Annotated in this window: 24 protein-coding genes; 14 read left to right on the top strand and 10 right to left on the bottom strand. The window is 67.3% G+C overall.

Going from position 1 to position 22,512, the window contains the following annotated elements; translation table 11 throughout:
- Positions 1 to 18: 18 nt before the first annotated feature.
- Positions 19 to 1,182, bottom strand: a complete 1,164-nt coding sequence (gene dnaJ / locus IL252_RS02320) for a molecular chaperone DnaJ (RefSeq protein ID WP_208626439.1) — start codon at positions 1,180 to 1,182, stop codon at positions 19 to 21.
- Positions 1,183 to 1,312: 130 nt separating this feature from the next.
- Here dnaJ and IL252_RS02315 point away from each other — a divergent pair, with 130 nt between their 5' ends.
- Complete coding sequence (locus tag IL252_RS02315) at positions 1,313 to 1,807, top strand: type IV pilin (protein ID WP_208626437.1); 495 nt, start codon at positions 1,313 to 1,315, stop codon at positions 1,805 to 1,807.
- Positions 1,808 to 1,852: 45 nt separating this feature from the next.
- Here the strand turns inward: IL252_RS02315 and IL252_RS02310 are convergent, their stop codons facing one another.
- Positions 1,853 to 2,656, bottom strand: coding sequence for an aldo/keto reductase (locus tag IL252_RS02310; RefSeq protein WP_208626435.1), 804 nt, complete (start codon positions 2,654 to 2,656; stop codon positions 1,853 to 1,855).
- 148 nt (positions 2,657 to 2,804) lie between these two features.
- Between IL252_RS02310 and IL252_RS02305 the strand changes: the two genes are divergently transcribed.
- Complete coding sequence (locus IL252_RS02305; RefSeq protein ID WP_208626433.1) at positions 2,805 to 3,239, top strand: hypothetical protein; 435 nt, start codon at positions 2,805 to 2,807, stop codon at positions 3,237 to 3,239.
- Between the two features lie 267 nt (positions 3,240 to 3,506).
- Here IL252_RS02305 and dnaK read toward each other — a convergent pair whose 3' ends face one another.
- The 3 genes from dnaK to IL252_RS02290 form a co-directional block, all read right to left on the bottom strand.
- Positions 3,507 to 5,417 carry a molecular chaperone DnaK gene (gene dnaK / locus IL252_RS02300; protein ID WP_208626431.1) on the bottom strand — a complete coding sequence of 637 codons (1,911 nt, stop codon included), beginning with the start codon at positions 5,415 to 5,417 and terminating at the stop codon, positions 3,507 to 3,509.
- A 189-nt stretch (positions 5,418 to 5,606) separates the two neighbouring features.
- Positions 5,607 to 6,266 carry a nucleotide exchange factor GrpE gene (grpE, locus tag IL252_RS02295; RefSeq protein ID WP_208626430.1) on the bottom strand — a complete coding sequence of 220 codons (660 nt, stop codon included), beginning with the start codon at positions 6,264 to 6,266 and terminating at the stop codon, positions 5,607 to 5,609.
- A 91-nt stretch (positions 6,267 to 6,357) separates the two neighbouring features.
- Positions 6,358 to 8,178: a S8 family serine peptidase gene (locus IL252_RS02290; RefSeq protein WP_208626428.1), complete on the bottom strand. Its 1,821-nt coding sequence runs from the start codon at positions 8,176 to 8,178 to the stop codon at positions 6,358 to 6,360.
- A 435-nt stretch (positions 8,179 to 8,613) separates the two neighbouring features.
- On the opposite strand from IL252_RS02290, the gene IL252_RS02285 reads away from it, so the two are divergent.
- Positions 8,614 to 9,948 (top strand): DEAD/DEAH box helicase, encoded by a 1,335-nt coding sequence (locus IL252_RS02285; RefSeq protein ID WP_208626427.1) that lies wholly within the window; start codon positions 8,614 to 8,616, stop codon positions 9,946 to 9,948.
- Between the two features lie 41 nt (positions 9,949 to 9,989).
- Positions 9,990 to 11,534 carry a DUF790 family protein gene (locus IL252_RS02280; protein WP_208626426.1) on the top strand — a complete coding sequence of 515 codons (1,545 nt, stop codon included), beginning with the start codon at positions 9,990 to 9,992 and terminating at the stop codon, positions 11,532 to 11,534.
- A gap of 13 nt (positions 11,535 to 11,547) precedes the next feature.
- Here IL252_RS02280 and IL252_RS02275 read toward each other — a convergent pair whose 3' ends face one another.
- The gene (locus tag IL252_RS02275; protein WP_170094856.1) at positions 11,548 to 12,048 is read right to left on the bottom strand and encodes a hypothetical protein; all 501 of its coding nucleotides are present in this window, start codon (positions 12,046 to 12,048) and stop codon (positions 11,548 to 11,550) included.
- Entirely contained in the window at positions 12,045 to 12,962 is a 918-nt protein-coding gene (locus IL252_RS02270) for an RsmB/NOP family class I SAM-dependent RNA methyltransferase (protein ID WP_208626425.1), read from the bottom strand. Before IL252_RS02270 ends, IL252_RS02275 begins: the two co-directional genes overlap by 4 nt.
- Before the next feature lie 124 nt (positions 12,963 to 13,086).
- Between IL252_RS02270 and IL252_RS02265 the strand changes: the two genes are divergently transcribed.
- The 3 genes from IL252_RS02265 to IL252_RS02255 are packed head-to-tail and all read left to right on the top strand — an operon-like array spanning position 13,087 to position 15,999.
- A complete protein-coding gene (locus IL252_RS02265; RefSeq protein WP_208626424.1) occupies positions 13,087 to 13,824 on the top strand; it encodes a proteasome assembly chaperone family protein in 738 nt (245 codons plus the stop codon).
- A gap of 2 nt (positions 13,825 to 13,826) precedes the next feature.
- On the top strand, positions 13,827 to 14,822 hold the full coding sequence (gene sppA / locus IL252_RS02260) for a signal peptide peptidase SppA (protein ID WP_208626423.1): 996 nt from the start codon (positions 13,827 to 13,829) through the stop codon (positions 14,820 to 14,822).
- A 49-nt stretch (positions 14,823 to 14,871) separates the two neighbouring features.
- Positions 14,872 to 15,999, top strand: coding sequence for a DUF373 family protein (locus tag IL252_RS02255; protein WP_208626422.1), 1,128 nt, complete (start codon positions 14,872 to 14,874; stop codon positions 15,997 to 15,999).
- Positions 16,000 to 16,007: 8 nt separating this feature from the next.
- Here the strand turns inward: IL252_RS02255 and IL252_RS02250 are convergent, their stop codons facing one another.
- A complete protein-coding gene (locus tag IL252_RS02250) occupies positions 16,008 to 16,868 on the bottom strand; it encodes a universal stress protein (RefSeq protein ID WP_208626421.1) in 861 nt (286 codons plus the stop codon).
- 81 nt (positions 16,869 to 16,949) lie between these two features.
- Between IL252_RS02250 and IL252_RS02245 the strand changes: the two genes are divergently transcribed.
- Complete coding sequence (locus tag IL252_RS02245; RefSeq protein WP_208626419.1) at positions 16,950 to 17,675, top strand: diphthine--ammonia ligase; 726 nt, start codon at positions 16,950 to 16,952, stop codon at positions 17,673 to 17,675.
- Positions 17,676 to 17,713: 38 nt separating this feature from the next.
- Here the strand turns inward: IL252_RS02245 and IL252_RS02240 are convergent, their stop codons facing one another.
- Both IL252_RS02240 and IL252_RS02235 read right to left on the bottom strand, forming a co-directional pair.
- A complete protein-coding gene (locus IL252_RS02240; protein WP_194286864.1) occupies positions 17,714 to 17,884 on the bottom strand; it encodes a hypothetical protein in 171 nt (56 codons plus the stop codon).
- Positions 17,885 to 17,930: 46 nt separating this feature from the next.
- Positions 17,931 to 18,608 (bottom strand): metallophosphoesterase, encoded by a 678-nt coding sequence (locus IL252_RS02235; RefSeq protein ID WP_208626417.1) that lies wholly within the window; start codon positions 18,606 to 18,608, stop codon positions 17,931 to 17,933.
- Between the two features lie 88 nt (positions 18,609 to 18,696).
- Between IL252_RS02235 and IL252_RS02230 the strand changes: the two genes are divergently transcribed.
- The 6 genes from IL252_RS02230 to IL252_RS02205 all read left to right on the top strand — a co-directional run bounded on the left by IL252_RS02230 (position 18,697) and on the right by IL252_RS02205 (position 22,493).
- On the top strand, positions 18,697 to 18,846 hold the full coding sequence (locus IL252_RS02230) for a hypothetical protein (RefSeq protein WP_018258172.1): 150 nt from the start codon (positions 18,697 to 18,699) through the stop codon (positions 18,844 to 18,846).
- Between the two features lie 86 nt (positions 18,847 to 18,932).
- Entirely contained in the window at positions 18,933 to 20,054 is a 1,122-nt protein-coding gene (locus IL252_RS02225) for a pyridoxal phosphate-dependent aminotransferase (protein WP_208626415.1), read from the top strand.
- 42 nt (positions 20,055 to 20,096) lie between these two features.
- A complete protein-coding gene (locus IL252_RS02220) occupies positions 20,097 to 20,801 on the top strand; it encodes a hypothetical protein (RefSeq protein ID WP_208626414.1) in 705 nt (234 codons plus the stop codon).
- A gap of 104 nt (positions 20,802 to 20,905) precedes the next feature.
- Positions 20,906 to 21,697 carry a spondin domain-containing protein gene (locus IL252_RS02215; RefSeq protein WP_208626412.1) on the top strand — a complete coding sequence of 264 codons (792 nt, stop codon included), beginning with the start codon at positions 20,906 to 20,908 and terminating at the stop codon, positions 21,695 to 21,697.
- 224 nt (positions 21,698 to 21,921) lie between these two features.
- Positions 21,922 to 22,197 (top strand): winged helix-turn-helix domain-containing protein, encoded by a 276-nt coding sequence (locus IL252_RS02210; RefSeq protein WP_015763765.1) that lies wholly within the window; start codon positions 21,922 to 21,924, stop codon positions 22,195 to 22,197.
- On the top strand, positions 22,197 to 22,493 hold the full coding sequence (locus tag IL252_RS02205) for a hypothetical protein (RefSeq protein WP_208626410.1): 297 nt from the start codon (positions 22,197 to 22,199) through the stop codon (positions 22,491 to 22,493). Before IL252_RS02210 ends, IL252_RS02205 begins: the two co-directional genes overlap by 1 nt.
- Positions 22,494 to 22,512 lie beyond the last annotated feature (19 nt).

Below are 22,512 nucleotides of genomic sequence, written 5' to 3'. Positions count from 1 at the left end.
AAAAGACGGCGGATCCGGCTACAGCGAGTTCTTCAGCTTCTCGAAGAACCCTTCGTCGACCGAGACCTCCTCGCCGCCGGCCTCGGCGAACTGCTTGAGCGCGTCGCGCTGTTCGTCGGTCAGCTCGTCGGGCGTCACGACCTGGACCTCGACGTAGAGGTCGCCTTCCCCGCGCCGCCGGAGTCGGGGCATCCCCTTGCCCGAGAGACGGAACACCTCGCCGCTCTGGGTGCCCGCCGGCACGTCGAACTCGACGGTGCCGTCGAACGTCTCGACCTCGGCGGTGTCGCCGAAGACGGCCTGCGGGAACGAGATCGGGAGGTGGTAGTGAAGATCTGCGCCGTCGCGGTCGAAGTCGGGGTGGTCACGGACCGACACCTCGATCAGGAGGTCGCCGTTGCGCGCGCCCCGGTCGCCGGGCGCGCCCTCGCCGTTCATCCGGAGAGTCTGGCCGTCCTGGATGCCGGCCGGGACCTCGACGGTCAGCGTCGCCTGGTTGCGGACCGTCCCGTCGCCGCGACAGGTCGAGCAGGTCTCGTCGTACAGCGTCCCGTCGCCCTCACAGCGCCGGCAGGTCTGGGTCTGCTGGACGCGCCCCATCGGCGTCTGCTGGACGGTCGTCTGCTGTCCCTGGCCGTTACACTGCGGACAGGTCCGGGAGTCGCTGTCGGGCGGGTGGCCCTGTCCGTTACAGTCTGGACAGGTCTCGGGCCGGCGGACGGTGAGCTCTTTCTCGACGCCGCTGTAGGCCTCTTCGAGATCGATCGTGACGGAGGTCTTGAGGTCCTGGCCCTGCTGTGGCCCGCTGCTGGAGCGGCCGCCGCCGAAGAACTGGTCGAAGATGTCGCCCATCCCGCCACCGCCGCCGCCGAAGGGACCACCGCCGCCGGCACCGCCGAACGGGCCGCTCCCACCGGCACCGCCGGCACCGCCACCGCCGACGCCGCCGTGTTTCTCGGCCTGCTCGAACCGCTCGTGGCCGACCTGGTCGTACATCTGGCGTTTCTCCTCGTCGGTGAGGACCTCCTTTGCCTTCTGTATCTTCTTGAACTTCTCCTCGGCGTTCGGGTCGTCGGAGACGTCGGGGTGGTACTCCTGTGCTTTCTTCCGGTACGCGTCTTTGATCTCGTCTTCGCTGGCGTCCCGGGAGACCCCGAGTACTTCGTAGAAGTCCTCGCTCATTCGTTGTCCACCCGTAGACGATTGAGCTACTTGAAAAGAACGGGTCGGGGACGCGAGTGTGCGATGACGCTTCGACGGCTCCGACCGGGCATCGACCGATTCAAGGCGCTCCCTCGTGACTCCCGAAGCGATGGAAGTCAGCGACTACGTCCGGGCGGCGTTCGGCCTCGAGCGCGTGGCCGTCTGGCTCGCGGCCGGCGTCGCCGTCGCCGTCGTCGTGCTCGCCGTCAGTGCGTCCGGGGCCGGGATCGTCGACCCGCCGACGGCCTCCTTCGACGGCTCTTACGACGCCGACACGCACACTGTGACGATCACCCACGTCGGTGGTGACACCGTCTCGGCGGCGCAACTCTCGCTCGTCGTGACCGACGAGGCGGGGACGAACGCGGCGACGGTGAACTGGTCCGAGAACAGCAGTGCGCGACTCGCTCCCGGGGGAGCGCTCTCGCTCGACGATCCGACGGTCGACGCCGACGGTGACGGCGACTACTTCGACGCCGATCGGACGGTCGGCTTCCCCCTGACTGCCGGTGTGACCGTCGAGGTACGCTGGACCGGCCGGCCGCTCGGTGCGGCCGGAGCGCAGACGGTGACGCTCGACACCTACGAGATCGATCCGAACTGATCGACGCAGACTGATCGAGACGGACTGTTGCCTCGTTTTCCGACTCTAGTTCCAGGGCGCTGCCTCGAAGTCGAGGTGGCGATCCTCGCGTTCGATCCCGTCGATCGTCGCGATGTCCTCCTCGTCGAGTTCCAGATCGAGGCTCGCGTAGTTGTCTTCGATGTGTGCCCGACTGGTCGCCTTCGGAATCGCGACGACGTTGTCCTTCGAGCGCAGCCAGGCGAGACTGACCTGGGCCTCGCTGACGCCGTGTTTGTCGGCGATTTCGTTCAGTTCGGGGACCTCGAACACGTCGCCCCGCGCCAGCGGCGAGTACGCGACGAGGTAGTAGTCGTGTGCCTGTGCGTGGGCGACGAGCTCCGCTTGCTGGAGGAGCGGGTGCATCTCGACCTGGTTGGCAAAGACCGGTGCGTCCAGTACGTCCATCGCCTCCTCGACCAGTTCGGGCGTGAAGTTCGAGACGCCGACCTCCCGGATCAGCCCGTCTGCGACCAGTTCGTCGAACGCCGGCAGCGTCTCTTCGGCGTCGTACTCTCCGGTCGGCCAGTGGACGTAGAAGAGATCGAGAGCGTCGACGCCGAGTCGATCGAGGCTCTGTTCGGCCGTCTCGATCACGGCGTCGTAGGTCAGCCCCGTCGCCTGCGTGTGGGCCTTCGAGGCGAGGACGAACGCCTCACGGTCCACGTCGGCGCGTGCGATCCCCGCACCGACGTGTTCCTCGTTGCCGTAGATGTCGGCGGTGTCGACGTGGCGATACCCCATCTCCAGGGCCGTCTGAACGGCGTTCGCGCACGCCTCGGGGTCCGTGTTCTCCCACGTTCCGATACCGACCGGTGGTAGCTCGGTCATACCGAAACGTTGCGAACTGGGAACAATGGGTGTTGTGGTTGTCTCCTCGGAGTGAACGCGCTGGACGACCCCAATCGCGACATCATCTTAGATAACCAACCGGTATCTAAATAGTCCACCCCGCTGAACGTGTCTCCAGGTGTTGTCAATGGACAACAATACTGGGGATGGGATGCTGCCGCTCGGGCACCTCGACAGCGAGGTCGATGCAACTGGTGACCTGCCGGATCTGGACGGGCTCTTCGACGCGCTCGCGTCGACAGTCAGGCGGCAGACGCTGTGTTACCTGCTCGACGAGCCCCACACGACGGTCGAGACGCTGGCGACGCTGTTCGCCGACCGGCGTTCGACTGCCGACGGCCCGGTCAGTCTGTCCGAACGCGACCGCGTCGTGATCGAACTCCGCCACGTCCACCTCCCACAGCTCGCCGACGCGACGCTTGTCGAGTACGACAGCGCTACCGGCGACGTTCGACTGCGTGAGTTTCCAGACCCGGTTCGGGATCTCCTCCGGTTCACACAGCGATACGAACGTGCGATCGAAGACGGATCGTCGGACGGCGTCGACGCGAGTCGTCTTTAGAAACACGGCGACTCGGAGACTCGCCGGCCTCGAAACACGGGGAGCACGGACGGGGACGCCGACTTACTTGTCGTCGTCACCTTTGAGAAGCTCACTTCGTTCGCGCAGACATCGGAAGGCGCGCTCGCTTCGCTGTGCGCGCCTTCCGAGCCGACGAGAACGACTCGACTCGCGTTACTCTTCGTCGTTTCCCTTGAGAAGCTCCCTCCGGTCGCTTCTCAAGACACCGGGAGAGCGAAGCTCTCCCGAGCGGACGAAGACGACGACTTACTCGTCGTCGTCTTCGTCCACGTCTTCGAAGTCGGCGTCGACGTACTCCTCGCCCTGGCCGGCAGCGCCGCCAGCGCCCGCCGCACCGCCGGGGCCAGCGCCGCCCATGCCGCCCATACCGCCGGCACCGGCAGCACCGCCAGCGCCAGCAGCGCCTTCGGCGGCCTGCTCCTGGTACATCTGCTTGCCGATCTCTTGGAGCTGTTCGGTCAGGGACTCGGTCGCGTCCTCGTAGTCCTCGCGGTCGGCGTCCTCGTCTTCGAGGACCTCCTCGACAGTCTCGATCTCGGCTTCGATGTCCGCCACGAGGTCGTCGTCGACCTCCTCTTCGTTCTCCTCGATGAGGGTCTCGGCGCGGCGCACCGCGGACTCGGCCTCGTTGCGCGCTTCGATGGTCTTGCGGCGTTCCTCGTCCTCTTCGGCGTGTTCCTCTGCTTCCTGCTGCATCTCCTCGATCTGTTCGTCCGAGAGGCCGGCACCGCCCTCGATGGTGATGTCCTCCTTGTTGCCCGAGCCTTTGTCCTCGGCCGAGACGTTGACGATCCCGTTCTCGTCGATGTTGAACGAGACCTCGATCTGGGGCGTTCCGGCGGGGGCCGGTGGAATGCCGGTTAGCGCGAACTCGCCGAGCAGCTCGTTCTCGGCGGCGATCTCGCGCTCGCCCTGGAACACGCGGATCTGGACCTGCGTCTGGTTGGCCGCCGCGGTGGTGAAGATCTTCGACTCCTCCGTGGGAATCGTGGTGTTCTTCTCGATGAGCCGCTCGAAGAGACCGCCCTTGACTTCGACACCCAGCGACAGGGGCGTCACGTCAAGCAGGACGATGTCGTCAACGTCGCCCGCGAGGACGCCGCCCTGGATCGCCGCGCCCAGCGCGACGGCCTCGTCGGGGTTGACGTTCTTCTTTGGCTCCTGGCCGGTCATCTCCTCGACTTTGTCCTGGACCTGTGGCATCCGCGTGGACCCGCCCACGAGGATGACCTCGTCGATGTCACTCTTGTCGTAGTCGGCGTCTTTGAGAGCCTGCTCCGTCGGGCCGACGGTGCGCTCGATGAGGTCCTCGGTCAGGGACTCGAAGGTCGCGCGCGTGATCTTCTCTTCGAGGTCCAGGGGACCGTCGTCGGTCGTCGCGATGAAGGGGAGGTTGACGCGGGTCTCCTTTCGCGAGGAGAGTTCGATCTTCGCTTCCTCGGCGGCCTCGGTCAGGCGCTGGAGGGCCTGGCGGTCGTCGCGCAGGTCGATGCCGTGCTCGTCTTCGAACTGGTCGGCGAGGTAGTCGATGATCGCGTGGTCCCAGTCGTCGCCACCGAGGTCGTTGTCACCGTTCGTGGCGACGACCTCGTAGACGCCGCCGCCCAGATCGAGGATCGAGACGTCGAAGGTCCCACCACCGAGGTCGTACACGAGGACGGTCTGGTCGGAGTCGTCGTCGAGCCCGTAGGCCATCGCCGCGGCGGTCGGCTCGTTGACGATGCGCTCGACCTCGAAGCCGGCGATCTCTCCGGCGTCCTTGGTCGCCTGGCGCTGGCGGTCGTTGAAGTACGCGGGGACGGTGATGACGGCCTTCTCGATCTCGTCGCCGAGGTACTCCTCGGCGTCGCGCTTGATCTTCTGGAGGATCATCGCCGAGACCTGCTCGGGGGTGTAGTCCTCGCCGTCGAGCTCGACGGAGTAGTCGTCTTCGCCCATGTGGCGCTTGATCGACTGGATCGTCTCGTCGGGGTTCTTGACGGCCTGGTTCTTGGCCGGCTTGCCGACGAGGCGCTCGCTGTCGTCGAACGCGACGACCGACGGTGTCGTTCGCTCGCCTTCGCTGTTCACGATGATCTCGGGGTCGCCCCCTTCCATGACCGCGAACGCGCTGTTCGTGGTCCCGAGGTCGATTCCGAGAATCTTGTTGCTCGCCATCTTACTCGTCTATACCCGATTGCGCCGGTTAAAAGTTGCTAGATTCGATAGCGAGGAACCACGGGGAGGGACCGCATGCGTACCGTTTTCGACCAGTGGTGACTATTCGACCGGTGGATATAAACCTAACCACAATACAACCGTTCAGAGTGGTTCTACGCCGGACTCGTCAGGTGTCGGATCGAGCGTCTACTCGCCCTCGCTGACGGTGACCTGTGCCTCCCGGAGCACTTTCTCGGCCATCACGTAGCCCGCCCGGTGGACCTCGTCGATGGTCCCCTCGGGCTGGTCGGAGTCGACGCGGGCCAGTACCTGGTGGTACTCGGGGTCCACGTCAGCACCCGGCTCGGGCTCGATCACGTCGACGTTCTCGGCGTCGAGCACGTCGTCGAACTGCCGGAGCGTCGACGCGACGCCGTCGCGGATGTCCACGTCTTCGTCCTGTTCGAGCGCGCGCTGGAGGTTGTCGCGCACGTCGAGCAGTTTCGAGACGAGGTCTTCCGTGGCGCGCTGTTTCTCCTCCTCGCGGCGCTTTTTCATCCGCTTCTTGTAGTTCTGGAACTCGGCCTGCTTGCGCTTGAGCTTCGACTCCAGCTCGTCGATCTCCGCGTCGCGCTCGTCGACCGCCCCTTCGAGGCCGTCGACGCGTGTCCGCAGCGACGCCAGTTCCGTCGCGATCGCCTCGGGATCGGACTCGGCGACCCGGTCGATCAGTCCTTCGTCGACGGCCTCGTCGCCACGCTCCTCGGATGCGGCCTCGCCCGACACGTCGGCGTCCCCTCGTTCGGTTCCGCTCTCGTCGGCTTCGCCGGACGACGCCTCGGTCTCTGCCGCGTCCTGCTCGGTCATACCTGTAGCAGGGGGTCGCGCGGGTAAAAGAATTACAGAATCCGGTCGTCGGGATTGCGGTGACGCGTCGGTCGACACCGCCAGACTCTGGTTACAGTCCCTCCGAACTGGTGGTCGCCCGAGTGCCCGCGCCGGTCTCCTCGACGCTGACCGTGTAGGAGCCGCTGCCCCGATAGGAGTCGACGAGGATACCGACCGAGTCACCGATCTCCGACAGCGTGACCGACTCCTCGCTGTCGCCCGACACCGACCGTGCGTCGTAGTCATTGGTCGTCGGCGTCCGGCCGTCCGCGGTGACGTAGAGATCGAAGTCCGTCCCCGACGGTCCCGAGAGGTCGACCGTCACGTTACAGGTCGACGAGAACTGGCTCGTCCAGGTGTAACTGTCGCTGTCTCGCCAGCCGGTGAGCTGTCCGTCGGCACTCCCAGAGGCGCTCTGACTACAGTCCCCGCCACCGCCGCGTGAGACGTTCACGACGACGCCGTCGGTCGTCGAGGCACCGCTGTCGTCGGTCACGGTCAGGGTCGCCTGGTACTCGTCGGCAGTGTCGTAGCTGTGTTCCACGGTCACGCCCGAGCCGGTGTTCCCGTCCCCGAAGTCCCACTGGTAGCTCTCGATCGTGCCGTCGGGGTCGGACGAGGCGCTCCCGTCGAAGGTCACGGTCTCGCCGACGCTGGGGTCGGTCGGATCGGCGGTGGCGGCGGCCGACGGTGTCTCGTTGTCCGGCGGGTCGCCGCTGGCACGGACGATGTCGGCGGCGTCGACGCGGCCCGAGCCCTGCTGGTCGCCGGGTAGTCCGACGCCGTCGGCCGTCGACTTGAGCCGTTCGCGGAGCTGACTCGCCGACAGGCCCGGCTCGGCGGCCTTCCCCAGTGCCGCGACCCCCGCAGCGACGGGCGAGGCCATCGACGTTCCAGAGAAGGACTCGTAGCCGTCGTAGGGCACCGTCGACAGGACGTTGACCCCCGGTGCGGCAACCTCGATCTCTGGGCCGCGGTTCGAGAAGTTCGCGAGTTCCTCGTTCGGGTCCAGCGCCGAGACGGCGACACACTCGTCGTAGGCGGCGGGATACGAGACGGAGCCGCCGTCGTTACCCGCTGCACAGACGACGAGCACGTCGTTCTGGTCGTAGGCGTACTCCACCGCTCGCTTCATCGTCTCGGTGTAGCCGCCCCCGCCCAGCGACATGTTGATGATGTCTACACCCTGGTCGGTCGCCCATCGAACCGCGTCGGCGATGTCCGACAGCGCGCCGCCGCCGCCACCACCGAGTGCTCGGGCGCTCACCAGTCGCGAGTCGCTCACGCCCGCGACGCCGACGCCGTTGTCGGTGTCTGCTGACGCACACCCGCTGACGTGAGTCCCGTGAGATTCGCTGGCCGATCCCGGAGCGGGGTCGCCGTCGCCGTCGACGAAGTCCCGGCCGGGATTGCTCCCAAACAGGTTCGTCAGGTCAGGGTGTTCGTACTGCGTGCCGGTGTCGACGATGGCGACGGTCACGTCCGTACTGCCAAGCGTCGTGTCCCAGGCCGCCGCTGCGTTGACCTGCTGGGGTGCGTACTGGTCACCGAACTGCGGATCGTTGGGCGTCAGTTGGGTTTCGTAGGTGACGTTGTCCTCCACGTAAGCGACGTTGGGCTGACTCTCGAACTGCTGTCGGACCGACTCGCGTTCGGACTGTGTGCTCACCTCGGGGAGTTTGACGGCGAGGTAGCCGAGCACCTCGTTGCGGTGGACCACCGACGTGTTCGCCGTCGTCGCGGCCGAGACCTCCGACTCGACGTCGGCCGTGCTGACGCCTCGCTTCGCTCCGACGATCAGTTCGTCCGGCTTCGGCCCGGGGCTTCGACCGGGAGTCGCACCCGTCACGCCGACACCGGCGAGTGCCCCGAGTGCTCCGATGGATTTCAATACCCCTCTGCGTCGCCAGGTCTGTGTGCCTCGTGTCATGGCGTCCCGTTAATCAAACACCACATACTTATCACTGTCTCTAAGTTTACTCTAAGGTATCATATCGGAGAATGATAGATAGTCTATAATTAGTTCGAGCTGATTGGAGATCTCCCTCGAACGCTCGTGGTTGCCTCTGTTGTCCGATTTCGCGCTTCAATTTACGACTGGTGGTGTATCGGGCTACTGAGCGTAACAGAATGTATCGGCCGCCGCGAACTTCACCGCCAAAATAATTGGCAGCGGGTGATGGAAGATTCGCTCGACGGTACGCCGGTCCGACGAAATATGTCGGTAGCATAGAATAACCAAATACTGGATGGTTTCCAGACGGATCGTCTGATCGGTGCCGATCCGTCGCCAGCGTTTTGCCCCGGACCGTCCAACCGAGCGACGATGGCACGACTGTCGTTCGAGGAGGGGACGATCCGCCTCTCGGAGGGACTGCCCGCCGATCTCCCCGGCGTCGAGTACGACGCTCGCAGCGAGACCGGACGGGCACCGGCCTACCGCTACGCCGCTGTTCGGGCGGCCCTCGACGAGCGCGGCGTCGCCTACGAGGACGACGTGCTCGATCTGCCGACGCTGCCGCTCGAATCGACGTACGAACTCCGGGACTACCAGCAGGCGGCACTCGACGCCTGGCGAGACAGCGGCGATCGCGGCGTGCTCGAACTGCCGACCGGGAGCGGCAAGACCGTCGTCGGGATCGCGGCGATGGAAGCACTGGCGACGCCGACGCTGGTCGTCGTGCCCACGATCGACCTCCTCGACCAGTGGCACTCGGAACTCGAACGGGAGTTCGACTGCGAGATCGGCCGCATGGGCGGGGGCGAGCAGCGCGTCGCGGACGTGACCGTCGCCACCTACGACTCGGCGTACCTCCGGGCCGACGAACTGGGCGACCGCTTCGGACTCGTCGTCTTCGACGAGGTCCACCACCTCGGCGGCGAGGGGTACCGCGACATCGCCCGCCTGCTCGCCGCGCCGGCTCGTCTCGGGCTCACGGCGACCTTCGAGCGTCCGGACGGTGCCCACGAGGTCGTCGCGGAACTGATCGGCGACCTCGCGTCCCGGATCGCCGTCGACGAACTCGCTGGCGACCACCTCGCGGACTACGACATCAAGCGCATCGCGGTCGCACTGACCGAGAGCGAGCGAGCGACCTACGAGCGCCACCAGGAGACGTTTACCAGCTACCTCCAGCGTTCCTCGATCACGATGCGGTCGGGCAGCGACTACCAGGAACTGGTCAAGCGGTCCGGCACCGATCCCGAGGCGCGCGAGGCCCTGCTGGCCAAGCAGCGCGCACGCGAAGTCATGATGAACGCCGACCGGAAGATCGAGCGACTCGCGACGATCCTCGATCGCCACCGCGACGACCGCGTGATCGTCTTCACGGCCCACACGGATCTGGTCTACCGGCTCTCAGAGCGGTTCCTGCTGCCGGCGATCACCCACGAGACGGGAGCCGACGAGCGCCGCGAAATCCTCGAACGGTTCCGCGAGGGCACCTACTCTCGCATCGTCACCGCCAACGTCCTCGACGAGGGGATCGACGTGCCCGACGCGAACGTCGCCGTCCTCCTCTCTGGCAGCGGCAGCGAGCGGGAGTTCACTCAGCGCCTCGGACGGATCCTGCGGCCGAAGCGAGACGGCGACAGAGCGATCCTCTACGAACTGATCAGCGAGGAGACGGCAGAGGAGAACGTCGCCGCCCGGCGTCGGTGAACGACGCCGGCCTTTTGCCGATCGGTGCCCGACAGTCTGTCGTGCTCACGAAGGACCTGCTGCGCGTCTCGCGAGCGGGCGGGGGGTACCACCCGCAGTTCGCCGACGATGCCGACGAACCGCTTGCTGCCCGCGTAATCGGCACCTATCAGGGCCACGTCGGCGAGGCCCGCGAGACACTCCAGACGGCGCTGACCGACCTCGAACGAGGGGCCGACGACTTCAAGCTCGTCCGTGGGCTAGCGAAACTGGTCGAACGCGAAGCCACCTTCGAGATCCGGACAGCGGTCCCACCGGCGCGAGCCCGCCGCGCCGCCTTCGAGGCCGGCGAGGCCGTCGGCGTCGCCTCCGAGGACGAGCGACGCGCGGCGATCGAACGGGCGGCCGACGGACTCGCCGTCGACGCCGCCGACATCGAGCACTCGCTGTACGCCGACCGCGAGTGCCGGCAGGTCCTGACCGGCGTCGACACGCGCTGGGACCCCGCCGAACTGATCGCCCAGTACAACCTCTCGCTGGCACAGACGGCCCTGTTCGACGCGACCGAGGTCCGCCTCCGATCGAGCGATCCCCGGACGCTCGTCTCCGCGGTCAAGCGCCTCCGTCTCATGTACGAGATCGAAGCCACCGACGAGGGCCGAATCGTCGTCGTCACCGGCCCCGACCGGCTCTTCCAGCGAACGCGGCGCTACGGCACACGCTTTGCCCGGCTCCTGCGAACCGTCGCCGCCTCGGCCGCCGAGTGGACGCTCCGGGCGACGATCGACGACCGCGGCACCGAGCGCACGCTCCAACTCACCCACGAAGACGTGTCGGTCCCCGCCGTCGAGCCGGTGACCGACGTGAGTTACGACAGCGGCGTCGAAGCCGACTTCGCCGCCCGCTTCGAAGCGCTGGATCTCGACTGGGAACTCACCCGAGAGCCGGAACCGCTGGCCGCCGGCTCCAGCGTCGCGATCCCCGACTTCGCCTTCGACTACGAGTACGCCGACTTCCGCGTGTTCTTCGAGATCATGGGGTTCTGGACGCCCGAGTACGTCGAGAAGAAACTGGCACAGCTGGCCGAGATCGACGACGTGGAGCTGCTCGTCGCCGTCGACGAGAGCCTCGCTGTCGACCAGCAGTCGGCCTCGAACCGGACCGAGTCCGGCGACGCCACCGCGGAGATCGAAGCCCGCGACCACCGAGCGATCCCCTACTCGGGCACCGTCCGGATCAAGGACGTTCGCGACGCACTGCGGCGATACGAGTCGGAGCTGACGGCGGCAAACGCCGAGACGCTCCCCGAGGAACTCACGCCCGACGCCGACGTACTCACGCTCGCTGAACTGGCCGCGGCACACGGCGTCAGCGAGGCCACTGTCGAAGACCGATCCGTTCCCGACCACGAGCGCGTCGGGCGGACGCTGGTCAGGCCCGCCGTGCTGTCGGCAGTCGACGACGAGATCGAGACCGGGATGTCGCTGTCGGCCGCCGAGACGATCCTCGACGAGTACGGGCTCGACGACGCCAGCGCCGTCCTGTCGGCGCTCGGATACCGGGTCGAGTGGGAGGGCCTGGACGGCGGGACGATCCGAAAGAAGTGAGCAACCCGGTCCGTTACAGCTCCCGCTGGCGACCCTTGGCGACCTGTGTCTTGAGTTCGCCGTAGGTGTACAGGCCGACGCCGAGGGGTTCGGTCGTCCCGGCGATGTCGTGGGTGACGATGAGGTAGCCCCAGTCGCCGTCCCACTCGATCTCCTGGTCTTCGCCCGCGACGAAGGCCCGTGCGGCGTCCCGGTCGAGGTGGAGGACGTTCTCGCTGGCCCGGTCGCCGAAGCGCTGGACGGCGTCGGTCGTCGGCTTCCAGAACTCCTGGCGGGTGCGCAGGAACGTCATGCCGAGCCCCTGGATGGGGACCGTGTCGGGTGCCTCGCCGCGGAACAGCCAGATCTTGCCGTTGCCTCGCTCCCAGAAGGTGTAGGGTTCGAACACCTCGCGGGGGATGCCGAACCGCTCGGGCCAGTAGTCCAGGATCTCCTCGCGGGTGGGCGCGTCGGGGTCCTCGCGGGCCGCGTCGTCGACCGGCACTCGGTCGAAAGTCACGTCGCCGTGGGTCATGCTGTGACCTCCAGTTTCGCGCAGAAGAACCCGCCGGTGTCGTTGTGGTGGGGGTAGATCCGGTGGGCCTGCCGTACGCTGTCGTCGTAGGACTCGCCCTGCCACTCGGTGACGCCGCTGGTCGAGTCGAGCGGGATCTCGAAGGGGACGAGTCGGCACGCCTCCGTTTCGAGCGCGTAGTCCAGCACCGCCTCGTTCTCCTCGGGCGCGAAGGTACACGTCGAGTAGACGACGGTTCCGCCGGGCTTCGTGGTCTGGATCGCTCGCCGGAGCACGCCCTTCTGAACACCGGCGATGCCCTCGACGTGTTCGAGCGTCCACTCGTCGAGCGTGTCGGGGTTCTTGCGGACCGTCCCCTCGCACGAACAGGGCACGTCCACGAGCGCGCGGTCGTACTCCGCGGCGGCGTCGTCACCGAACGGCTTCAGCGAGTGGTTGCGGGCGTCCTCGTGGGTGACGGCGACGCTGGTGATCCCGAGCTGTTCGGTGTTGGTCCGCAGCGCCGAGAGCCGGCCGAGGTTGGAGTCGGTCGCCACGACGACGCCGTCGTCCGCCTGTCGGGCCGCGATCTGTGAGGTCTTGCTCCCCGGCGCGGCACAGGCGTCCCAGATCCGCTCGCCGGGCTGTGGATCGAGGACGCGGGCGGGCACGGCCGAGACTTCCTCCTGGCCGTAGATCCAGCCGTGGAAGTACGGCCAGTTCGCCCCCGGCTGATCGTCGGGAAGCACCAGGAGGCCCTCGTGCCAGTCGGTTCGTTCGACGGTGATGTCCTCGTCTCGCAACGCCCGGATGGCCCGGTCGACGGTCGTCTTGAGCGTGTTGACTCGAACGACCGGCGGGAGCGGGCGCGCGCAGGCGTCGCGGAACGCCGAGAAATCATCGATCAGCGGTTCGTACCGCTCCAGAACGTCCATTGGCGGTGCGTATAGCGGTCGCACGCTTGTCTGTTTCGGAGTGGCGCGCTCGGGGCGACCGAGGCGGTTGCCCGGTCGGCGGCCGGCCCCGACTGTTAACTCCACGGACGCGCTGGTTTCGGGTATGGCACACATTGCAGTCCACCGTGACGACCTCGCGCTGGAATCGCCGACGCTCGTCGAGGGGCTTCCGGGGGTCGGGCTGGTCGGCAAGATCGCGGCCGATCACCTGGTCGAGACCTTCGAGATGACCGAGTACGCCTCGATCCACTGCGACGGGCTCCCGGAGATCGCCGTCTACCGACAGGGCGACCAGCAGCTCAAGCCGCCGGTCAGGCTCTACGCCGACGCGGAGCGGGAGCTGCTCGTCCTCCAGAGCGACGCGCCGGTCTCGCCAAGCACCGCCGACGAGTTCGCCACCTGCCTGACGGGCTGGCTGGCCGACAACGACGTGACGCCGATCTACCTCAGCGGGATGCCGGCCAAACGCGAGGGGACGGCGTCGATGTACGGCGTCGGGACCGGCGACGGGAAGGCGCTGCTCTCTGGGGCCGACATCGGCGCGCCGACGATCGACGGTGCGGTCACGGGGCCGACCGGTGCCCTGCTCCACGTCGCACAGCGCCAGGGCCTCGACAGCGTCGGGCTCGTCGTCGAGGCAGACAAGCAGTTCCCCGATCCGGCGGCGGCCCGCGTCGTCCTGCAGGACGGCGTCCAGCCCCTCGCGGGAATCGACATCGACACCGAGGTCCTGGTCGAGCACGCCGAGGAGATCAGCGAGGCGAAGGCGGACCTGGCTGCGCAGATGCAGCAGGCAAACGACGAGTCCACGAGCGCGAAGCCGCTCGGGATGTTCCAGTGACGATGTCGACGACACGTACGGTCGGGCGGCTGTTGCTCGTCGCCGCTGTCACGATCGCGGTCGGCCTCGTCGGCTGGCTCGCGTTCTACGTCCTGCCGGGGAGCCTCGCCGACCTCCTCGGTGTGGTGTTCGTCGTCCTCGCGGTCGTGGCGGGCGTCAAGCTCGGGGGTTCGATCGCCGGCTCGCTCCTGCCCGGCTACAACGTCGCGGAGGTGGCCGTCGAAGGGCCGATCAGTCGCGACGGCGGCGGCTCGATCACCAGCCCTCCGGTCGGTGCGCGGGCCGAGGACATCGTCGAGCAGATCGAGCGCGCCGACGACGACAGCGCGGTCGACGCGCTGCTCGTCAAGCTGAACACGCCCGGCGGCGAGATCGTCCCCAGCGAGGACATCCGGCTGGCCGCCGAGCGCTTCGACGGCCCCACCGTCGGCTACGCGACGGACGTGTGTGCCTCCGGCGGGTACGACATCGCCGCCGGCTGTGACGAACTCTGGGCTCGCGAGGGGAGCATCGTCGGCTCGATCGGCGTCATCGGCTCGCGGGTCAACGCCAAGGACCTGGCCGACCGAGTCGGGCTCTCCTACGAACAGTTCACCGCGGGCGCGTTCAAAGACGCCGGGACCCCACTCAAGGAGTTCGAGCAGGAAGAACGCGAGTACCTCCAGTCGATCGTCGACGACTACTACGAGCAGTTCGTCGACACCGTCGCTGAGGGGCGGGAGCTGGACGCCGCCGAGATTCGCGACACCGAGGCCCGGATCTTCCTCGGCAGCGAGGCCCACGAGCTGGGGCTGGTCGACGAGATCGGGACGCGACGAGACGTCGAGGCGAAACTGGAGGCGCAACTGGGCGAGCCAGTCACCGTCGAGGCGTTCGAGCCGTCTCGCGGGCTGGCCGGCAGGCTCCAGACCGGTGCCCAGCGGGCTGCCTTCGCGCTCGGGGCTGGTGTCGCGAGCGCGTTCGACGGCGATCTCGACGGCCTCTCCTTCCGTCGGTAGGCCGTCGCCCTGGCGAGGATTTTTATTCGGGCGACGTGACCAGACACACGTGACGACGCTGGTGGTCTGTATCGATCGCGGGGGGACGTTTCCGCCAGACACATCGCTCCCGGTCGCCGGCTACGACGCCGTCGAGGGGCTCGTGACCGAGATCGGGCTCACGGACCCGGAAGACAGCCGCGTGAACACGATGCTGGAAGGGCTGCGGGTGAGCAACGACCTGGAAGCCGACGGCGACGACGCGATCGTCACGGTCGTCGGCGATCGGGGCGACGGCGTCAGCGCCGACCGGAGCGTCGCCAGACAGGTGGACGAACTGGTCGAGATCCACGATCCCGACTCCGCGGTCGTCGTCGTCGACAGCGCGGAGGACGAGCGGCTGGTCCCGATCATCGAGAGCCGCCTGCGCGTCGACGCGGTCGACCGCGTGGTCGTCCGGCAGGCCCGGGACATCGAATCGACGTACTACCTGCTCAAGCAGTTCCTCGCCGACGAGGAGTTGCGCAAGACCGTCCTCGTCCCGCTGGGGATCGCACTGATCGCGCTCCCCTTGCTCTTGCTGGTCACGTCGCCCACCTTCGCCGTCGGGGCCATCGCGGCCGCCGTCGGCGCGTTCCTCATCTACAAGGGGCTGGGGATCGACGAGTACCTCTCGCGGCTCCCCGGCGAGATCCAGGAGGCCCTGTACTCCGGGCGCGTGTCGCTGGTCACCTACGTGGTCGCCGCCGGTCTGGCGCTGGTCGGCGTCTTCGTGGGTGCGCTGGGCGTGCGATCGACCGGCGACCAGAGCGCGTTCATCCACGCCATGCGCTTCGCGTTCGACGGCGTGCCGTGGTTCACGGCGGCGGCACTCGCGGCCGCTACCGGCCGGCTCATCGACGAACTCATGCAGCGCGACTCGATCCGCTCGGCGTACGTCAACCTCCCGTTCGGGACGATCGCCGTCGGACTGGTCGTCCGGGGGTTCTCCGAGTACTTCCTCGAACGGGCCGGGGCCATCGGCCAGTTCCAGATCGGACCGGCGACGATCGGCCCGGTGCTGATCGAGGCCGTCACGCTGGAGCGAGGCCCGCGGCTCGCGGTGTTCATCCTCGGCGGGATTCTCGTGAGCCTGATCGGCGTCCGCTTTGCCGCGTACTTCAGCCAGTCGAGCGTCCAGGACGAGTTCGTCGAGTAGGCCGCCGCTCACTCCTCGGCCGTGACAGTGATCACCGGTACCGGTGCCGTCCGGACGACCAGCTCCGCGACGGTGCCCAGCAGGATCTCGCCGATCCCTCGCGTGCCCGTCGTTCCCATCACGATCGCGTCGATATCGTTCGCGTCGACGTACGCCGTGATCGCCTCGTGTGGCGACCCGTGTTCGACGGCTGTCACGAGCGTGCCGATGTCGCGCTCGCTCGCCATCGGCTCGACGTTCTCGACGGCGGCCTCGGCGGCAGACTGGGGGTCGCTTTCGTCGCCACCCAGTCCCAGCACAGAGCCCGACTCGGCGACCGAGAGCGCGTGTGGCGTCCCGTCCAGTGCAGCCGCCAGATCGAGCCCGTGTTCGACGGCCGCGGTCGCCGCCGGGCTCCCGTCGGTCGGCAGCAAGAGCCGCTCGTAGGGGAACGTCGTTCTGGTCTCGTCTGCCAGACGGATCGTCAACACCGGAATCTGAGACAGCCGGATCACCGTCTCGGTGACGCTGCCAAGTAGCCGCCGGGAGATCCCCGTCCGGCCGTGTGTCGGCATCGCGATCAGATCGAAGCCGTACCGGTCGGCGTAGTCGACGATGGTCCGTGCGGGACCGCCGGAGACGACGTCCGTCTCGTAGTCGACGCCGCTGCTCGCCAGGACGGTGCCCGCTTCGCCGACGATCTCTTCGCCGGTCTCGACCAGCGAGTCGACGACATCGCCCTGAATGCGGGTCACCGAGTCCAGCGTCGTGTCCGCGACGAACAGCGCGGTCACCGACGCGTCCTGGGCGGCCGCGATGTCGGCGACGTGATCGACCGTCCGCCTCGCCCCGTCGCTGCCGTCGATCGGCAACAGGATTCGGTCGTACATATCTCGACGTTCACACGCCGACGGCAAAGGTGTTCCTGCGGGAATCCACATCGCTTTATTCGGCCGCGGGCAAGGGCAGGTATGACCGACGCGTGGGTGAGTCTGTTCTCGGGTGGCAAAGACTCCGCGTGGGCGCTGTACCGCGCCCTGGAGAGCGGCCGCGACGTGCGGCGACTCGTCACCGTCCATCCCTCCGACGACTCGTACATGTACCACATCCCGGCGACCTCGCTGGCGACGCTGGCCGCCGAGAGCATCGGGATCGAACTCGTCGATGTCGAGCCCGACGACCTCGCGGCCGAGAGCGCCGTCGACTCGGGCCAGCAAGGCGACGCCGAACTGGAGCCACTGGAGGCGGCACTGGAGACGCTCGACGCGGAGCTTCCGGGTGGCGTGGCCGGCGTCACCGCCGGGGCCGTCGAGAGCGAGTATCAGACGAGCCGGATCCGGGCGATGTGTGATCGCCTCGACGCCGAGCTGTTCGCCCCGCTCTGGCAGGAGAACCCGCGAGCACTCGCCGACGCCATGCTCGCGGCCGGGTTCGAGATCCGGATCATCCAGGTGGCCGCCTACGGACTGGACGAGTCCTGGCTCGGCCGGACGCTCGACGAGGCCGCGCTCGACGAGCTGGCGGCGCTCAACGAGGAGTACGGTGTCCACATCCTCGGCGAGGGCGGGGAGTTCGAGACGCTCGTCACTGACGGCCCTCACATGGATCGCCCGATCAGGCTCTCGTACGAGACGGAGTGGGAGGGCGACAGGGGCGCAATCCGTATCGAGGACGCGTGGCTGGGCGACGGCGAGTGAGTCGTTTCGGCGGTGACTCTCTCAAAAGGAGGACGCGCTCAAGCGGCGTGACCGCCGGGCGGGCGCTCATTTCCCTCGTCGTCTCCCTCGCCGTGCTCGTCGTTTCCTGGCAGCACCTTCGGCACGTAGTACACCGTCGCCAGCGTCAGCAACGCGAGTGCGACGATCGTCGTGAGGATGAGTGCCACTGCGGCGTTGGTCGCAACCATATCCGTCGATCCACCGTGGCGGGCAAAATATCTGCCGCTTCGAACGCTACAGCAGCTGCCGGAACTCTCCGAGCGGGGGGAAATCGAGGCGTTCGTCGCCGGCCTCGTCCCAGACGAGCGGACGGAACTGGTCGATCGACCGGATCAGCGGCGACATGAACTCGTCGGCGCGCATCTCGTTGACCCGCACGCCGGCCAGCAGGCGGTTGAACGCCGGCACCATCACCACGTCCGCGTGCTCGTAGGCGTCCTCGGCGACGAGATAGCACGGGCGTCGCTGGCCCTCGATCTCGATCGTCGGGTGGTCGTGGCCGACGATGTACCGCTCACCGGCGGTATCGGGGGCCTCGTGGCCGTGACAGATCACGGTGTCGCCGACCGCGTACTCGGGCGTGGTCGCCCCGTCCCACACCGAGTCGAGCATGGTGTCGTGGTTCCCGGGCGTGACGATCGGGCGCGCGTCGTGTGCGCGACAGCGCTGTTGGATCTCCGCCAGGGTGTCTGAGACCGTCCGCGGGACCGTGGTAAACGAGTGCAACAGGTCACCAGCGATCACGACCGTCTCGGGCTCGTGGCGCGCCAGCAGCCCGTCGAGTCGATCCAGCGTGTCGGTACTGTCCCCGATCGGCAGTTCCAGGTTCGAGGACCCCTTGCCGACGTGGAGGTCGGCCAGTACCAGCGTCTCCCCGACGACGACGGCCCGGTCGTCGTAGGTGAGTTCCATCGCCTCTCACTCGGGCTGGCTCGGGCAAATGCCTGACGGGTCGCTCCGAAATCGCAGGGTTTCCGTACGCGGACGACGAACCCGAGGTATGAGCGATCTCGAAGACGCCGTCGACGAGTTCCTGGCAGCGGCCGACGACTGCTACGCCGACTACGATCGGGGGTACGACGACGCCGACGCGGCCCTGCGTCGACTGGAAGCCCACATCGACGATCTGCGGGCGGCCGCCGACGAGTGATACGGAGCGGGCGCGGCCACCACACGCCGTCGCCGCCAGCGGCCGGATCATCAAGAGTTATCGGCCCCGAAGCCGGCCGGTAGAGTATGACAGAGTTCTCCCGTCGAGTCGAGCAGGTGTCGATCTCGGGGATCCGCGAGGTCTTCGAGGCCGCGGGCGAGGACGCGATCAACCTCGGGCTGGGCCAGCCTGACTTTCCGACGCCGGACCACGCCCGTCAGGCTGCGGTCGAGGCGATCCAGGCGGGGAAAGCAGACGCCTACACGTCGAACAAGGGGACCCGCGAGCTACGGGAGGCGATCGCGGACAAGCACGCGCGCGACAACGATCTGTCGGTCGATCCCGACGACGTGATCGCGACGGCCGGCGGCAGCGAGGCGCTGCACATCGCGCTCGAGGCCCACGTCGACGCGGGCCAGGAAGTGATCTTCCCCGACCCCGGCTTCGTCTCCTACGACGCGCTGACCCACCTCGCTGGCGGGACGCCCAAGCCGGTCCCGCTGCGGGACGATCTGACGCTCGATCCGGCGACCGTCGAGGAGGCGATCACCGAGGAGACGGCCGCCTTCATCGTCAACAGTCCGGCCAATCCGACCGGGGCGGTCCAGTCGCCCGACGACATGCGCGCGTTCGCTCGCATCGCAGACGAACACGACGTGCTCTGTCTCTCCGACGAGGTGTACGAACACATCGTCTTCGACGGCGAGCACCGGACGCCAGCGGAGTTCACCGACGCGGGCAACGTCGTCGTCGTCAACGCCTGCTCGAAGAGCTACTCGATGACCGGCTGGCGGCTGGGCTGGGTCACGGGTGCCAGCGACCGCATCGAGCGCATGCTGCGGGTCCACCAGTACGCACAGGCCTGTGCGAGCGCGCCGGCCCAGTTCGCGGCGGAGGCCGCGCTCTCGGGGCCACAGGACGTGGTCGAGGAGATGCGGGCCGCCTTCGAGCAGCGTCGTGACGTGCTGCTGGACGGCCTCGAAGACATCGGCCTGGAGTGTCCTACGCCAGAAGGGGCCTTCTACGCGATGCCGAAGGTGCCCGAGGGGTTCGTCGACGAGTGCATCGAGCGCGGTGTCGTCGTCGTCCCGGGCGAGGCCTTCGGTGCTCAGGGCGCGGGCTACGCCCGCATCTCGTATCCCGTCGACGTGGAGACGCTGAAGGAGGCGCTGTCGATCATGGACGAGGCGCTCGCGGCCGTCGAGTGACGCTCCGGAACGTCTAATATCACCGCCGGTGAACGTTTGACTATGCGCCCTGAACGCTCCCTCCCCGCAGCGTCGCATCGAGCCGCCTCGATCGCCCTCACCGCCCTCTCGTGGACGATGGCCGCCTTCGGCCGTGCGTTCGCGCTGTGTCTGTCGGCGCTGGGATGGACCTGGACGATCGCTCGCTCGACGCTCGCGACAGCCACGCGAAAAGGCCGGTCGCTCCTCTCTGGTCCGGTCAAGCGCGGACTGGCCGGTCCCGTTCGCCACGGCCTGCTCGGCCGTCGTGTGGCGGTGTCGCTGCTGGCCGGACTGCTGTCGGTCCCGCTGGCGCTCCTGACGACGTGGTGGGTCAGGTCGACCATGGGGTACGCGACGCTGGAAGCGTGGATCCGCGGGACCTGGTACGGCACCGAGCCGGCGCTGGTCGTCTTCCTCGGTGTCGCGGCACTGCTCGTCCTCGCCACCGCGAGCGCAGCGGTCAACTCTGGGCTGGTGCCGACGACCCTGCTCGTCGCGGGACCGGTCTTCGGCGTCGGCGTCGCCCGGTACGGCACGACCGTCACCTACGAGTACGGCGCGAGCGTCGTCTCGCTCCCCGACGCCGTCGCGATCGCGGCTCTGTTCGCGGTCGCCTTCGGGACCCCGATCGCGGTCTGTGGCTTCGTCCTCGGGAGTGCACTCCGACGCGTGACCGCGGTTCTCGCCGACGGCTCCGGTCCGCTGTCCCGACTGGCCGACATCTGAGTCGAATTTGGAACGGAGTTAGCCCACAGTGTGGATCGTTTCAGAAAAATACTCTTTAAACCAACCTCCGTTCGATCGCTCGTGCCAGCTGGCACTGAACGACGATGACAGACGACAACACAGCGACGACGGAGGAATCGCACGGTCGACGGGTGTCACGACGCGGCTTCGTTGCGGGTGCCGGTGCCGTCCTGCTGGGTGGGACTGGGACGGTCGCGGCGACCGTACAGAGCGCACAGAAGCTTCGGTACAACGTTCGTGTCACGAACGTCTCGGACGGACAGACGCTCCAGACGACGGCCGAGGGTGACGCGGCCCAGCAGCCGGTCCCGCTCTCGCCGGTCGTCTACGCGGTCCACGAAGCCGACGAACCGATCTTCACCGCCGGGGAGCCGGCGCGGGACAACGGGCTCGAAGGCGTCGCCGAAGACGGCTCGCCCGCGTCTCTCGTCGCGTCGCTCGGCGAGCGGGAGGCGGTCCACGACGCCGGTGTCCAGGCAGTTCCGGCCGGTAGCGACGAACCCGGTCCGCTACTGCCAAACCACTCCTACGACTTCGAGACCGAACGACTGGAGACCGACGATCTGTCTCTCTCGATGGTGACGATGTTCGTCCCGTCCAACGACCTCTTCTACGCGCTGGGGGGCGCGACGGGGATCCCACTCAGTTCGGACGAACAGTCGACCCAGGGCGACGTGACCGACCACGTCGATCTCTGGGACGCGGGGACCGAGATCAACGAGGAGCCCGGCGTCGGCGAGAACCAGGTCCAGCGCCAGCGGGGAGCCGGCGTCGGCCTGGTCGAGCGTGGCACCGTCGCACCGGTCGAGACGATCAACGGCTACGACTACCCCGACACCAGCGACGTGCTTCGCGTGCTCGTCCAGCCCCGCTAAGACACCGACGACAGTCGGTCCCGAGGAGGCGACGCGTCGGTAGCCGGATCAGACCGACGGCGTCGCACCGATGTCTGGCCGGTCCGCGATGTGGGTCGCATTCGACCCACTTTCGGGACGGCGTTCGAACAACCGTTTTGTGTGCCCGCTCCGTCACTGACACCGAGCCGAGGCGATGGACAGGACTATAATCGACGCCGCTGGAGTTATTTCAAGATGGTGCGATGGAGAAGGCCCTCTGGTATCTACTGACTGCGACACGAGGTGGGGAAAATCGCGCTCGAATCATCGACGCGCTCTCTGACAGACCGATGAACGCAAACGAACTCGCGGAGGAACTCGACGTGGGCTACAAGACGATCCGACACCACATGGACCAGTTGATCGAACACGACGTCGTCGAACCCGGCGACACCGACTACGCGAAGCTGTACTTCCTGACGGATCGGTTCGAGCGGAACCGGGAGACGTTCGAAGAGATCATGGAGCGGATCGACTGATGGCGATGGGACCACTCATCAAGGCGGCCTCGGCGCTGGCGGCCCTGAACGTGCTCATCCTGTTGCCACTGATCGGGATCTGGATCCGCAACTACTCGACGTTCCGGACGAACCTCGTGGGCGGACTGGTCGTCTTCGCCGTCGCGATGCTCGCGGAGAACGCCGTCGCGGTCTACTTCTTCTTCTCGATGTCGAGTCTCTACGCTGGAGACCCCCACGTCCAGCAGGCCGTCCTCGTCCTCCGGAGCCTGCAGTTCGTCGCGATCGGCGTCCTGAGCTACGTCACCGTCCAGTAGGCGACAGCCACATTATCGT

This window comes from Halomicrobium sp. IBSBa, assembly GCF_017612575.1.
Lineage (GTDB): Archaea > Halobacteriota > Halobacteria > Halobacteriales > Haloarculaceae > Halomicrobium.
Note: the sequence above shows the minus strand (reverse complement) of the source record. Positions and strands in the feature narration are given on the sequence as shown.